Raw genomic sequence first — 14,249 nt, forward strand, 5'->3', positions numbered from 1 at the left:
CTTCCCGCCGAGGAGCACCATGCCCATCTGGACCCTGCACGGCGACGGTCGCACCGTCGCGCCCGGCGCCGTCGTCGCTCCCGGCGAGCGGCTGAGCTGGCCCGCCACGATCGCGATCGGCATCCAGCACGTCGTCGCCATGTTCGGCGCGACGTTCCTCGTGCCCGTGCTCACCGGCTTCCCGGTCGCCACGACGCTGCTGTTCTCGGGGGTCGGCACGCTGCTGTTCCTCGTGATCACGCGCAACAAGCTGCCCAGCTACCTCGGCTCGAGCTTCGCCTTCATCGCCCCGGTCACCGCCGCGACCGCGGCCGGGGGCACGGGCTCGGCGCTCGCCGGAGTCGTGGCCGTGGGCCTGCTGCTGGCGGCGGTCGGCGTCGTGGTGCAGTTCGCCGGCCTCGGCTGGATCGACCGGCTGATGCCTCCCGTGGTGTCGGGCGCGATCGTGGCGCTGATCGGCTTCAACCTCGCGCCGACGGCGTGGCTCTCGTTCCAGCAGGCGCCCGTCACGGGCACCGTCACCCTCGCCGCGATCGTGCTCGGCAGCGTGTTCTTCCGCGGCTTCCTCGGCCGCATCTCGATCTTCGTCGGCGTCGTGATCGGCTACCTCGTCGCGCTGGTGCGCAACGAGATCGACTACTCGGCCGTCGCCGACGCGGCCTGGGTGGGGCTTCCTCCGTTCACGTTCCCCGACTTCGCGAGCGGATCGACGTGGTCGGGCATCGCGATGTTCCTCCCCGTGGTGCTCGTGCTCATCGCCGAGAACGTCGGGCACGTGCGCGGCGTCGCGACCATGACCGACTCCTCCGTCAACGCGCACACCGGCCGCGCGCTGATCGCCGACGGCCTGGCGACCACCGTCTCGGGCGCCTTCGGCGGCTCGGGCACCACCACCTACGGCGAGAACATCGGCGTGATGGCCGCGACCCGCGTCTACTCGACCGCCGCCTACTGGGTCGCCGGCGTCACGGCCGTGCTGCTGAGCCTCTCGCCCAAGGTCGGCGCCGTCTTCAACTCGATCCCCGCCGGGGTCCTCGGAGGCGCGACCACCGCCCTCTACGGACTCATCGGCGTGATCGGCATCAAGATCTGGATCGACAACCGCGTCGACTTCTCCCGCCCGGTCAACCAGTACACGGCCGCGGTGTCGCTCGTGATCGCGATCGCGGGCTTCGCGTTCTCGTCCGGCGGCTTCGAGCTCGGAGGCATCGTGCTGGGCGCGGCGGCCGCCCTGGTGATCTACCACCTGGGCAACGCGGTCGCGCGCTGGCGCGGCACAGGCGCGGACGACGGCGGGCCGCTGCCCGCGATCGGCCAGCTGGGCGGGGACGCGCAGGACCGCTGAGGCGGGGCGAGTTCTGGGTCAGGTGCCCCCGTAGGGTGCGTCACATGACAGCAGAACTGCGCCCGCCCTTGGGCTTCGTCCGCTACGACATGAGCGAGGCGGGCTCGGCAGCGGCCCTCTTCATGGGCAAGAAGGCCCTGCGGCATCTACGTCCTCGAGTTCGAGAACGGCCAGCGGTACGTGGGCCAGACGAGGAACATCGTCAGCCGCTACGCGACACACCGGCGTCACCACGGGGACGTCATCGCTCTGGCGTTCGCGCCCTGCCGGCCCGAGTTGCTCGACCACTACGAGGTGGGAGAGATTAGGCGCCAGGAGGCGGACCATAGTCTGCGCAATCTCGCCCTGACGGGCTGGCCCGGTGGGGCGGAGGACCTCGGGGTCACCGTCGAAGAAGGGCGCAGCGTCCTTCTGCCGTGGGAGCGGGAGCGGCGAGGGCTCATCGGAGACGAGGGCGGGGCGACTCTGCCCGGTCGATTCTGGGAGCTCGCGCGTCGATCCGACTACCGAGACCTGTCTCACTCGCTCGGGCGCTACGTCGGCGAGACGATCGCAGACCCTTTCGGGACTCAGCAGGCCCTGTGGACGCTGTCGGCTCTTCCTTTGACGAAGAGGACGAAGAAGGCTCGACGTCTCCTCACCCTCAGCTGCGGTGTGCTCGAGACGGTCTACGTGGGGGAGGACCTGTCGAGCGGGAGCATCGCCATCTGCGTGAACATCGATGCCCCGACTTTCGAGGCGCGCCTCGTCGAAGAAGGCGTGGAGGAGCTGCCCGCCGTCTTCGCGAACGAGTTCGAGACGCCCTACAAGAGTGCGGATGTGCTCCAGTGGGAGTTCGACGACTGGGGGCAGTTCGCTGACGCCCTCGACTTCGCTCCGTTCGTGGACGCCGCCTACAAGCTCAACACGACCCTGATGCGCCGCGGTGGCAGTCCTCTGAAGCGGCACCACAACCACTTCTTCGCCAACGACCTCCTGCGAGAAGCGGTCGTAGAGCGATCCACCTCCGGTCGGGCGCGAATCGTCCGCACCTGACACTTGCTCGGGTTCGATGTCGGTGGTCGGTGTCATCCTCCGGTCATGGCCACGATCGATCCGTACGCACCACCCGCCGGGGGCGGTCCCTCGCTGCACGCGCGCTGCGAGGAGGCGTACGGTCAGGCCCTCGACGCCGCGGCCGCTCTGCGGCGCTTCGGGGCGAGCGTCGACGCCGAGCAGGCCGAGCTGATCGAGCTCTCGAGACGCACGGCGTATGCGGTTCCCGAGGCACTCGTGCAGGTGAGCGTTCAGCAGAGGCACGAACGGCTCGAGGCGGCGGCGCGCGCGCACGTGGCCGAGGTGGCGACGACCTTCCGGCTGTCGGAGTCGCACGCGACCGCCCTCGTCGAGGAGAGCCGCCTCCTCGTCAACGAGCTGCCCGCGACTCTCGCCGAGCTGAAGGCGGGCCACTGCGCGTATGAGCACGCGAGGGCCGTGACGTCCGAGGTCGTCTCGGTCCCGGAGGAGGTGCGCCCGCGCTTCGACGAGGAGGCCGCCGTGCTCGTGACGACCTGCACTCCGCCGCAGCTGCGTCGGCGGCTCCGCGCCCTCCGCGAGAGGCTGCACCCCCAGACACCGACCGAGCGGCACCGACGCTGCCGCGACGATCGCGGGGTCTGGGTCGACGGCGACCTCGACGGAATGGCCACCCTGCATCTGCACGTGCCCGCCCCGGAGGCCTACGGCGCCTTCGACCGGATCGACCGCACGGCGCGCTCGGTGCGCGACGCGTCCGCGCGGGCGGAGGATCCTCGGACGCTGGCGCAAATCCGGGCTGACGTGGCGACAGCGGTTCTCCTCGAGGGGGAGGTCGGCGCCGAGACGGCGACGAACTCCGATCCGGGTGCGTCCGCGGATCCGGGTGCGTCCGCGGATCCGGGTGTCTCGGGCCGTGGAGGCGACATCTCCGGATCTCGCCGCCGCACCCTCGTTCCCCGCGGCATCCGCGCCGTCGTCGCCGTCACCGTTCCCGTGCTCACGCTGCTCGGCCGCTCCGACGAGTCCGCCGTCCTCGACGGCTACGGGCCGATCGACATCGAGACCGCCCGCGAACTGACCGCGACGGCTCCCGGCCTGACCCGCATCCTCACTCATCCGCTCACCGGAGTGACGCTCGGAGTCGACCGACGCCGGTACCGACCGCCCGCCGAGCTGCGCAGGGCGCTCGCCCATCGCGACGAGACCTGCCGATTCCCGGGCTGCCTCCGCACCGCGCGCAGCAGTGAGCTGGACCACACGGTGCCCTGGCAGAACGGAGGCGCGACCGACGCCGACAATCTCGCGCACCTCTGCCCGTCTCACCACCGCCTCCGGCACGTCAGCACGTGGCAGCCGGCCAACCTCGGCGGAGGGGCGGTGGAGTGGACGAGTCCGGCTGGCCGGGTACTGGTGGTCGAGGCCCCCACGGCGCAGGCACCGCCGCCGTTCTGATGCCGTGGCGGGCGGGAGCGCGGGCGAAGGAGGGCGAAGGAGGACGAGGGAGGGGCGCGAGCGCGGGAGCCAGCGCGGGGGAGTAGCGCACGGGAGTATGGACGGATCCCCTGAGGAAGAGGCGCACATGACCGGTATCGACCCGTTCTCGAGCATCGCGGAGCTGCGGGCGGCGCTCGCCGCGGGGGAGGTGTCGGCGGTCGAGGTCGCCTCCGGCCGTCTCGCGGCCGTCGCTGGGCACCCCACCACCGTGGTGGCGCACGACCCGGAGGCGGTGCTGCGCGCGGCGGCGTCGGTCGACGAGCGGAGGCGGCGGGGCGAGCCGCTCGGGCCGCTCGCCGGGGTGCCGGTCACGGTCAAGGACGCGTTCGAGGTCGAGGGGCTCGTCGGCAGCGTCGGCACGGCCGGCAGCGTGCACCGCTCGCAGGGCGACGCCCCCGCGGTCGCGGCGCTGCGGGCGGCCGACGCGGTGATCCTCGGCAAGACGAACGTGCCCGCGTTCCTCGCCTCGCTCGACACCGCCAACGACGTCTACGGGCGCACGGTCAATCCGTGGGGCGCGGGGCTCTCGGCCGGCGGCTCGTCGGGCGGCTCCGCGGCGGCCGTCGCCTCCGGTCTGTCCTGGGGCGATCTGGGCAGCGACCTGGTCGGGTCGATCCGGGTGCCCGCGGCCTGGAACGGCGTCTGCGGGCACCGCCCCAGCAACGGAGTGGTCTCGAAGCGCGGCCACCTGCCGTGGCGGACGAGCACGCGGCTCGAGCCCTCCGCCTCCGTCGCGGGGCCCATCGCCCGCAGTGCGGACGACACGGCGGCGCTCTTCGAGGTGCTCGCCGGGACGGCGTCACCAGGGCCCTGGCGGCTCGCGCTGCCGGCCCCGCGCTTCGAGACGCTCGGCGAGCTGCGGGTCGGGCTCTGGCTGTCGGAGGCGTCGGCCCCGGTCGACGACGAGACGGCGGAGGCGCTCGAGGCCCTCGCGGTCCGCCTCGGCGAGGCGGGGGCCGTCCTCCGCGTGATCCGCGACTCCGCTCTGGCGACAGAGGAGGCCGAGCGGCTGTTCGACCGGCTCGTGCAGCACGAGATCGCCTACGGGGCAGCCCTCGACGGCACGCCGGCCGGACTCGACACTGTCGGCGACCCCGCTGCGGGAGCTTCCGCCGCGCAGGTCTGGGCCGACTGGGACGCCCAGGCGAGCCTCCGCGACCGCTGGCACGACGCGATCGCCGACGTCGACGTGGTGCTGGCACCGACGGTGCCGTCCGCGGCGCCCGCGGCTCCGATCGCGCCGGAGGACGAGCGGACGATCAGCCGGTGGAGCAACCTGGCGAATGTCGCGACGGGCCCGTCGACGGTCCTCCCGATCGGGCTCGGCTCCTCCTCGGGCCTCCCGATCGCCGCGCAGCTGATCGGCGCGCACGGCCACGACCTGTCGACGCTCGCTGCGGCGCGGCTGCTCGCGGACGCAAACCTCGTGCCTCGACCCCTCAGCGCGAGCTGAGCCCCGCCAGCGCCAGCTTCGCGTACAGGTCCTCGAGCAGCAGTCGCGTGTCGACCGCGGTGTAGACGCGCACATCCGGCCCGCCGTTCCCCGGCACGTACTGCCCCTCGCCCGAGAGCCCGGGCCGCGGAACGCGGACGCTGCGGCTCGACGACGTGTCGGGCTCGAACGCCGAGAGCAGCGCCGTCGCGAGCACGAGCGGGCTGTCGCCGAGCGCGTAGGTCTCGCCGAAGCTGAGTCCGTGCGCCGCCCCCATCGCCGACACGGCGTCGAGGGCGTCGAACAGGTGGCGGCCGAGGGCTCCGGCGCCGTGCATCCGCACGCGCAGCTCGGCCGTCGAGGCGAGCACCTGGCGGTAGGAGTCGCGCGCGAACTGCTCGATGGGCAGCTCGGAGGCGAACACCTCGGCGGCGGCGGGCACGTCGATCAGCAGGTTGTACTCGATGGGCATGGCGCCGGGCGGAGGCGAGGCGAGGCCCGGGTGCTCGGGTCCGCCGATCCAGACCAGCGTCATCCTCGAGGCGATCGCCGGCTCGAGCCGCAGCGCCGCGGCGACCTCGGTGAGGCCGGCGCCTGCGCAGAGGTAGAGCGGGCGCGGGTCCTCGCGCAGCGCCTCCGCGACGATCGCGCGGGCGGCGGGCGACGCCTCCGACGACGCCCCCGGTCCAGAAGGAGGGCCCAGCGCGACGTTCGACCCCGCGATCACCGGCACCTCGGAGCGCCCGCACAGCGCGAGCACCGCGCGCGCCGCCTCCGCCGCGTTGTCGGCCGACCGGCCCGACGGGTCGAAGGGGTCGTCGGGCCGCAGGTGCGAGCCGATCACGAGCGCGAGCTCGACGGAGGGCGACAGCGCGTGCTGCGCGAGCTGCACCAGCCCGTCGGGGTCGCCGGAGTAGTCGTTGTCCGAGATCACCCGCACGCGGGGAGGCACGCCGCTCACGAGAGCACCTTCGTCAGCCGGATCGCCATGAATTGCCGGGCCGGCAGCTCCACGCGGAACGACCCCGAGAAGACACCGGGTACACGCGTCACCGTCATGCCCCAGGTGTCCACGACGTCGACGATCCACTCATCGGCGGGATCCCGCACGATCGTGCGGAAGCGCGGCCGGTTGAAGCCGAAGTAGACCAGCTGCACGCCGCCCGATCCGCCCCAGGGGGCGTCCCAGTCCGACGGCAGCGGGTCGATGCGACCACCGGGCATCTCGGCGGTGAGGCGGCGGAGGAACGCGATCCGCGCGGGAGAGTCGCCGACGAGCTCGCCTCCCTTCGACCACCAGAGCTCCTCGCGGTCGTTGAGGTACGTCTCGCCGTGACCGACGTAGCCGCCGCGGACGGCGCCCTCCCAGAAGCGGCGGGTCATCTCCTCGCCGGTGATGTTGCCCCAGCCCTGGTCGATGTCGCCCTCGTAGGCGCACTCGTCGATGACGACGGGCTTGCCCCACTCCTCGCGCCAGGCGTCGGTGTTCTCGGCGGTGCGGTAGACGTCGATCCGCTGCACGCTCGCGTGCGTGATCCACGGCCGGGAGTAGTCGTAGAAGCCGAAGCAGTTGTGGATCGAGAGCAGGTGCCCCACCGGGTCCTCGGCGACGACGATCGCCGCGAGCCGCTCCCAGTCGTCGACCGACTTCGACCAGAGCAGGTCGTACTCGTTGGCGAGCGACCACCAGACGTTCGGCTGCGCTGCCAGGCGCCGCACGACATAGCGGGTGAACAGGTCGTCGGCGGCACGGCCCATGTCCGAGAAGCCCCAGCGGTCGTAGGCGTGGAAGAGGATCAGGTCGGCCTGGATCCCGAGGGCGGCGAGATCGGCGACGCGCTCCTCGAGGTGGCGGAAGAACGCCGGCTCGGGCCGGTCGAAGTCCCACTCGCCGTCCGCACCGCGCGAGAACGGGTACAGCTCGGGCTCGTTCGTGTTGTACAGGTACGCCTTCGGGAACACGCACATGCGCACCTTCGTGAAGGGGGCCTCCGCGAGCGTCGCGAGGGTCGCCTCCTCGAGGGCCGCGCCCTGATGCGTCCAGGCATACGCGGTCGTGCCGAGGGGGAGGTGCCGGGTGCCGTCCTCGTGCGCGAAGTGGAAGGTGTCGGCGACGCGGACCGGTCCGTGCGCCTCCGGGAGCGCCTCCTCGACGACGACCGTGCCGCTCAGCCCGTCGAGCGAGCGTGCGGTCGACGAGGTGCTGACGCTCCAGACGCCCGCCTCGCGGGGGAGGAACCGGGCACGGTACACGCCGTCGCCGTCGTAGAAGCCGCCGGCGCTCACGACGAGATCCCCGAGCCGGAACTCGGCCGAGAACTCGACGTCGACGAACGGGTTGCCGTGCGAGGGCCCGTCGACGACGATCTCGCAGGTCGCCTGCACGGTGCCCGGAGGGGCGGCGCGCAGCCGTGCGGAGGAGCGGGGCGCGTCGTCGTAGTCGTCGCGGGGCACGACCGCGACGCGCTCGGGCCGCGGGGCCGCGACTCCGGAGTCGTCGACCGCGCCGAGAGCGCTCCAGAACGACTCCTCGCGGGCCGGGTCGGTCTTGAGCAGCGGGTCCATGCCGATGACCAGGCCCAGCGGCGCCGAGCGCAGCTGCACGAGCAGCGGCGAGTTGACGACTCCGGGAGCGAATCGGCGGACGACGACGGAGGCGTCGGCGTGATCGAGCACCGTGCCGAGGGTCGAATCGCGGGTGAACGCCACGGTCACACCTCCACGGTGGTCAGGGTCTGGACGGAGCGGCGGAACTCGGTCTGCATGTCGAGCGCGTCGCGCTGCAGCAGCCACTGCACCTGCAGGCCGTCCATGGTGGCGACGGTCCGGATGGCGGCGCTGCGCGGGTCGACGCCGGGCACGAGCTGGCCGCGGGTGAGCATGTCGCCGAAGGCGTCGGTGAACAGGTCGACGACGTAGCGGTAGCGGTTCGCGAAGTACTCGTGCGCCGGGTGGTCGGCGTGCGTCGCCTCGGCCGAGAGCACGCACTGCAGCTCGACGAGGCCCGGGATCTGCGTGTTGTAGGCGACCAGCTCGACGAGGGCGCGCACGGTCTCGAGCCCGGGGACGGCCTCGCCGCTGGGCACGCGGGTGATCGAGTGGTCGTCGCGGAGGGTGAGCACGGCCGAGAGCAGCTCCCACTTGTTGGCGAAGTGGTGCAGCACGCCGGCCTGGCTGAGCCCGACCTTCTCGGCGATCTCGCGGAGGGAGGCGGCGTGGTACCCGCTCGCCGAGAACACCTCGAGGCCCGCGCGGACGATCTCGGCGCGCCGGGCCGCCGTCTTGGCGTACTGCCCGCGCGGACGCCGCGGGGGTGAGGTGGGGAGTGCCATGAAGTGCCTCCTGGCGCGTCGTTGCGAGGTGGTGCTGCGGGCGCCGTGAGGCGGGCAGGGGGAGGTTCGTCGCCCCCCGGTGCGAGAAACCTAGCCCCTTGAGGTTTCCGAGTCAAAAACCTGGTGTCGATTCGGCTTTCAGGTTTCTCCCCGTCAGCGCGCAGATGCGGAGGCGCCGCATTCCCGTGACCGGTCACGAAAATCACGAAAACCTAACGCCGCGAAGTTTTTTCGATGAAAACCTAGGGGTCATCTGTTTTTCGTGTTAGCTTCCTCGGCACCGGCTCATGGAAGTGCCGGGAGAACCTGGAGACCGAAGATGTTCCGATGGAAGAGGCTGGCGGCCGCTGCGATCGCCATCACCACGATGGTCGGCTTGACCAGCTGCGCTGCCGACTCGGGAGGAGGATCCTCCGACGGCTCGGGCGGCACGCTCACTCTCGGCGCGATCCAGACCCTGTCGACGTTCGCCGCGGCGGACTCGTACTGGGCCAACGAGTCGCCCTACATGCAGGCCGTGTACGACACCGTCCTCCGGGCCGAGCCCGATGGCACGATCACCGAGGGCCTCGCCTCCGCGTGGGAGTACAACGAGGACAGCACCGTCCTCACCCTGACGATCCGCGACGGAGTCACCTTCTCGGACGGCTCGACGCTCGACGCCGACGCGGTCGCCCAGAACCTGATCCGCTTCCGCGACGGCAACTCGCCCGACACGAACAAGATGGCCGACCTCGCCGACGCGGTCGCGACCGACGCCTCGACGGTCACGGTGACCCTCAAGCAGGCCAACCCGACCTTCCTCTTCTACCTGACGCAGAACGCCGGCCTCGTCGAGGCACCCTCGGCCTTCGAGTCCGCCGACATCCAGACCACCCCCGTCGGATCCGGCCCCTACGAGCTCGACGCGTCGAAGACCGTCATCGGCACCTCCTACGCCTTCACCAAGCGCGACGGCTACTGGGACGAGGAGTCGGTCCACTACGACGACCTGGTCATCAACGTCTACAGTGACTCCACCGCTCTGGTGAACGCGATCAAGGGCGGCCAGGTCAACGCGGCCAACACGGTCGACAACAACGACCTCAAGGAGATCGAGGCGTCGGGCTTCACCGTCAACGCCTTCGAGCTCAACTGGACGGGTCTCCTCCTGCTCGACCGCGACGGCACGATCGCTCCCGCACTCAAGGACGTCCGCGTCCGCCAGGCGATCAACTACGCCTTCGACAAGGAGTCGCTGCTCACGGCCATCGGCCAGGGCTACGGCACCCCGACCACGCAGATCTTCCCGACCTCGTCGGAGGGCTACGACGAGTCGCTCGACGACGACTACCCCTACGACCCCGAGAAGGCCAAGGAGCTGCTCGCCGAGGCCGGCTATCCCGACGGCTTCGAGCTGAACATGCCCAGCTCCTCGCTGGTCGGCTCCGCGACGTTCACGCTCATCCAGCAGCAGCTCTCCGAGGTCGGCATCACGGTGACCTACACCGACGCCGGCAACAACTTCATCGCCGATGTCCTGGCTCCGAAGTACGCCGCCACCTGGCTCACGCTGCAGCAGGACCCCGACTGGGCTCTGATCAACTTCGAGCTGAGCCCGAACGCGATCTTCAACCCCTTCAAGAACGCCGACCCCGAGCTCGAGACCCTCATCGAGGCCGTGCGCACCGCCCCGGAGGCGGACTACGCCGCAGCCGTCCAGGCCGTCAACAAGTACACGGTCGACAACGCCTGGTTCGCCCCCTGGTACCGCCAGCAGTCGAGCTTCGTGACCGATGCGAACACCAAGGTCGAGACCCAGACGGGCAACGCCTACCCGTACCTCTGGAACATCACCCCGGCCTGATCCGGTGGTGAAGGGGCCGGCCCACGGGTCGGCCCCTCCCTTTCTCAGCGCTCGGGCGCTGTCTCTCCTTGATCGAAGGAACCACTGATGACCAGGTTCATCCTGCGGCGCGTCATCTCGGGGATCATCCTCGTGGTGCTGATCTCCGTCGTCGCGTACGCCCTCCTCTACCTCGGCGGCGGCGACATCGCCCGCCGCATCCTCGGACAGAACGCGACGCCGGAGGCGGTGGCCCAGCGGGCCGCGCAGCTCGGCCTCGACCAGCCGATCTGGACCCAGTACGTCGGCTGGCTCGGCCACGCCGTCACCGGCGACCTCGGCAACTCGTGGTTCACCGGGCAGGCGGTCACGACCGCCATCAGCACCCGGGTCAGCGTCACACTCTCGCTGGTCATCGGCGCCACTCTCATCTCGGCGGTCATCGCCGTGGTCCTCGGAGTGTGGGCCGCGGTCCGCCGCGGCTGGGCCGACAAGCTCGTGCAGGTGGTCTCGATCCTCGGCTTCGCGATCCCCGGCTTCCTCATCGCGCTGGGGCTGGTGACGGTCTTCGCGATCAACCTCCGTCTGTTCAAGCCGACCGGCTACGTCAACCTCACCGACTCGTTCTCGGGCTGGGTCGCCACCGTCACCCTGCCGATCATCGCCCTCGCGATCGGAGGCATCGCCGGTGTCGCCCAGCAGGTCCGCGGCTCGGTCATCGACGCCCTCCGCCAGGACTACGTGCGGACGCTGCGGTCGCGTGGTATTCCCGCCTCCCGCGTGGTCTTCCAGCACGTGCTCCGCAACGCGGGAGGCCCCGCACTCGCGGTCCTCGCGGTGCAGTTCATCGGCCTCCTCGGCGGCGCGGTGATCGTCGAGCAGATCTTCGCGATCCCCGGCCTCGGCCAGGTCGCGGTCACGGCGACCACCCAGGGCGACATCCCGCTGGTCATGGGCCTCGTGCTCATCACGGCGATCATCGTCGTCATCGTCAACCTGCTCATCGACCTGCTCCAGGGCTGGCTCAACCCGAAGGTGCGACTCTCATGACCTCCACCGCCCCGCTGCCCGACCCGTCCCTCACGGTGGGCATGGAGGAGCGAGCCGCCCGCACGCACCTCTTCCGCCGCCTCCTGCACAACCCGATCGGGCTCGTCTCGCTCGTCTTCCTCGCCCTCGTCGTGCTCTCGGCGATCCTCGCGCCCCTGCTCGCGCCTGCCGACCCGAACAAGGCGTCGCTCCAGGACGTGCTCGGGGCGCCCGGTGCCGCGCACCTGCTCGGTGCCGACAGCGCCGGCCGCGACGTGCTCTCCCGCTTGCTCTTCGCCACGCAGTTCAGCCTCGCGGGCGCCCTGGTCGCGCTTCTCGTCGCGATGATCATCGGGGTGACGAGCGGTCTGCTCGCCGGCTACTTCGGTGGCTGGTTCGACTCGGTGTCGGCCTGGACGACCGGCCTGCTGATGGCGCTCCCCGGCATCGTGGTGCTCCTCGCCGCCCGTGCCGTCATCGGCCCGTCGATGTGGCTGTCGATGGCCATCTTCGGCGTCCTGCTGTCGCCCGCGTTCCACCGGCTGGTCTACGCCTCCGTCACCGCGGTGCGCGGCGAGCTGTTCGTCGACGCCGCCCGCGTCTCGGGGCTCAGCAACGGCCGCATCATCGCCCGGCACATCCTCACCGTCGTCCGCGCTCCCGTCATCATCCAGGCGGCGCTCATCGCGGGCATCGCCATCGCGATCCAGGCCGGACTCGAGTTCCTCGGCCTCGGCGACCTGTCGATCCCGACCTGGGGCTCGATGCTCAACGACGGCTTCTCGAACGTCTTCAACGCCCCGATCCTGATGCTCTGGCCGAGCCTCGCGATCGGTCTCACCTCGATCGCGCTGACCCTCCTGGGCAACGCGATGCGCGACGAGCTCGAGCGCAGCGCCTCCGGCTCGAAGCGCTCGAAGAAGCGCAAGGCGGCCTCGGCGCCGGCCACCGTGCCGACCAGCCTCTCGACGATCGGCATCCAGACGATGCTCGACGAGGACGCGGCCCGGCCGCGGACCGTGGTGCACGAGGAGCCCGCCGGAGCGCCCAGTGCCGAGGAGATCCTCCGCGTCACCAACCTCTCGGTCGGCTACGGCCAGGGCGACGGATCGACGAAGACCGTTGTGCACGACGTCTCGCTCACGGTGCGCCGCGGCGAGATCCACGGCCTCATCGGCGAGTCGGGCTCGGGCAAGACCCAGACCGCCTGGTCGGTCCTGCGCCTGCTGCCCGAGGGCGGCCGCATCACCGGCGGCTCGATCGTCTTCGACGGATCCGATCTCGCCCACCTCTCCGAGAAGGAGATGACGAAGCTGCGCGGCAAGCGCATCGCGTACATCCCCCAGGAGCCGATGTCGAACCTCGACCCCTCGTTCACCATCGGGACCCAGCTCGTGCAGCCGATACGCGTGTGCCTGGGCCTGTCGAAGGCGGAGGCGAAGGAGCGGGCGCTCGCGCTGCTCGCCCGCGTGGGCATCCCCAACCCGCAGCGGACCTTCGACGCGTACCCGCACGAGGTCTCGGGCGGCATGGCCCAGCGCGTGCTGATCGCCGGCGCCGTCTCGTGCGACCCCGACCTGCTGATCGCCGACGAGCCGACCACCGCGCTCGACGTCACCGTGCAGGCCGAGGTGCTCGACCTGCTCCGCGAGCTGCAGTCCGAGCTCGACATGGGCATGATCCTCGTCACGCACAACTTCGGCGTCGTCGCCGACCTCTGCGACCGCGTGTCGGTCATGCGCGACGGCCGGATCGTCGAGACCGGACCGGTGCGCTCGATCTTCGCCGACCCCCGCCACCCGTACACCCGCGCCCTGTTCGACGCGATCCTCGAGGAGGGGCCCGCGCGCGGACCGCTCGTCACGGCCACGAAGGAGGCCTCGCGATGAGCGAACTGCTGTTGGACGTCAAGAACGTCGTCGTCGAGTACCCCGGCAAGGGGTTCCGCGCCCAGCCGTTCAAGGCCCTCAAGGGCGTCTCGCTCGACATCCGCCCCGGCGAGACCGTCGGTCTCGTGGGGGAGTCGGGATCGGGCAAGACGACGCTCGGCCGCGCGGTGCTGGGGCTCGCCCCGGTGACCGGTGGCGAGATCCTCTACAACGGCCGCGACATCGCGCACCTGAACCGGCGCGAGCGCCGCGGGCTCTCCTCCGAGATCCAGGTCGTGTTCCAGGACCCGTACACCTCGCTCAACCCGTCGCTGACGATCGAGCAGATCCTGGTGGAGCCGCTCACGGTGCGGAAGGTCGACGCCAAGGCCGCTTCCACCCGCGTGCGCGAACTGCTCGACCAGGTGGGCCTGCCGCAGTCGGCGGCCGACCGGCTCCCCCGCGAGTTCTCGGGCGGTCAGCGGCAGCGGATCGCGATCGCGCGGGCGCTCGCCCTCGAGCCGCGGCTGATCGTCTGCGACGAGCCCGTCTCGGCGCTGGACCTCTCGACCCAGGCGCGCGTGCTCGATCTCTTCACCGAGATCCAGGAGCGCACCGGAGTCGCGTACCTCTTCGTCTCGCACGACCTCGCCGTCGTGCGGCACCTCTCGCACCGGGTCGCCGTGATGTACCACGGCGAGATCGTGGAGTGGGGCGACGGCGACCAGGTCACCGCGCGCCCGGAGCACCCCTACACCCAGCGCCTGTTCCTGGCGGCCCCCGTGGCCGACCCCGTGCGCCAGGAGGCGCGCCGCGAGGAGCGCCGCGCGTTCGTGGCCGCCCACGCCGACTGATCGATGACGGCCGACTGATCGATGAAGAGAGAGAACTCTGTGACCGACACCTC

The 14,249-nt window shown here is 71.1% G+C and carries 11 protein-coding genes; 8 read left to right on the forward strand and 3 right to left on the reverse strand.

Going from position 1 to position 14,249, the window contains the following annotated elements:
- Nucleotides 1-19: 19 nt before the first annotated feature.
- The 4 genes from GSU68_RS03475 to GSU68_RS03490 all read left to right on the forward strand — a co-directional run bounded on the left by GSU68_RS03475 (nt 20) and on the right by GSU68_RS03490 (nt 5,309).
- Nucleotides 20-1,345, forward strand: a complete 1,326-nt coding sequence (locus GSU68_RS03475) for a solute carrier family 23 protein (RefSeq protein WP_159905718.1) — start codon at nt 20-22, stop codon at nt 1,343-1,345.
- A gap of 180 nt (nt 1,346-1,525) precedes the next feature.
- Nucleotides 1,526-2,380, forward strand: a complete 855-nt coding sequence (locus GSU68_RS03480; protein WP_159905719.1) for a hypothetical protein — start codon at nt 1,526-1,528, stop codon at nt 2,378-2,380.
- Nucleotides 2,381-2,425: 45 nt separating this feature from the next.
- Nucleotides 2,426-3,814 carry an HNH endonuclease signature motif containing protein gene (locus GSU68_RS03485; RefSeq protein WP_159905720.1) on the forward strand — a complete coding sequence of 463 codons (1,389 nt, stop codon included), beginning with the start codon at nt 2,426-2,428 and terminating at the stop codon, nt 3,812-3,814.
- Between the two features lie 127 nt (nt 3,815-3,941).
- The gene (locus GSU68_RS03490; protein WP_159905721.1) at nt 3,942-5,309 is read left to right on the forward strand and encodes an amidase family protein; all 1,368 of its coding nucleotides are present in this window, start codon (nt 3,942-3,944) and stop codon (nt 5,307-5,309) included.
- On the opposite strand, the gene GSU68_RS03495 is transcribed toward GSU68_RS03490, so the two are convergent.
- From GSU68_RS03495 to GSU68_RS03505, 3 genes are read right to left on the reverse strand one after another with little or no spacing between them, the layout of a single operon-like run.
- A complete protein-coding gene (locus tag GSU68_RS03495) occupies nt 5,296-6,249 on the reverse strand; it encodes a nucleoside hydrolase (RefSeq protein ID WP_208544642.1) in 954 nt (317 codons plus the stop codon). The genes GSU68_RS03490 and GSU68_RS03495 overlap by 14 nt on opposite strands.
- On the reverse strand, nt 6,246-7,997 hold the full coding sequence (locus GSU68_RS03500) for a DUF5605 domain-containing protein (RefSeq protein ID WP_244259374.1): 1,752 nt from the start codon (nt 7,995-7,997) through the stop codon (nt 6,246-6,248). The genes GSU68_RS03495 and GSU68_RS03500 overlap by 4 nt, the downstream gene beginning before the upstream one ends.
- A 2-nt stretch (nt 7,998-7,999) precedes the next feature.
- Nucleotides 8,000-8,620 carry a TetR/AcrR family transcriptional regulator gene (locus GSU68_RS03505; RefSeq protein WP_159905722.1) on the reverse strand — a complete coding sequence of 207 codons (621 nt, stop codon included), beginning with the start codon at nt 8,618-8,620 and terminating at the stop codon, nt 8,000-8,002.
- A gap of 319 nt (nt 8,621-8,939) precedes the next feature.
- Here GSU68_RS03505 and GSU68_RS03510 point away from each other — a divergent pair, with 319 nt between their 5' ends.
- The 4 genes from GSU68_RS03510 (at nt 8,940) to GSU68_RS03525 (ending at nt 14,196) form a co-directional block, all read left to right on the forward strand.
- Nucleotides 8,940-10,466 carry an ABC transporter substrate-binding protein gene (locus GSU68_RS03510; RefSeq protein WP_159905723.1) on the forward strand — a complete coding sequence of 509 codons (1,527 nt, stop codon included), beginning with the start codon at nt 8,940-8,942 and terminating at the stop codon, nt 10,464-10,466.
- 87 nt (nt 10,467-10,553) lie between these two features.
- Nucleotides 10,554-11,495: an ABC transporter permease gene (locus tag GSU68_RS03515; protein WP_159905724.1), complete on the forward strand. Its 942-nt coding sequence runs from the start codon at nt 10,554-10,556 to the stop codon at nt 11,493-11,495.
- Nucleotides 11,492-13,363, forward strand: a complete 1,872-nt coding sequence (locus tag GSU68_RS03520) for a dipeptide/oligopeptide/nickel ABC transporter permease/ATP-binding protein (RefSeq protein ID WP_159905725.1) — start codon at nt 11,492-11,494, stop codon at nt 13,361-13,363. Before GSU68_RS03515 ends, GSU68_RS03520 begins: the two co-directional genes overlap by 4 nt.
- Nucleotides 13,360-14,196: an ATP-binding cassette domain-containing protein gene (locus tag GSU68_RS03525; protein WP_159905726.1), complete on the forward strand. Its 837-nt coding sequence runs from the start codon at nt 13,360-13,362 to the stop codon at nt 14,194-14,196. The genes GSU68_RS03520 and GSU68_RS03525 overlap by 4 nt, the downstream gene beginning before the upstream one ends.
- Nucleotides 14,197-14,249 lie beyond the last annotated feature (53 nt).

This window comes from Rathayibacter sp. VKM Ac-2759 (assembly GCF_009834225.1).
Classification (GTDB): Bacteria; Actinomycetota; Actinomycetes; order Actinomycetales; family Microbacteriaceae; genus Rathayibacter.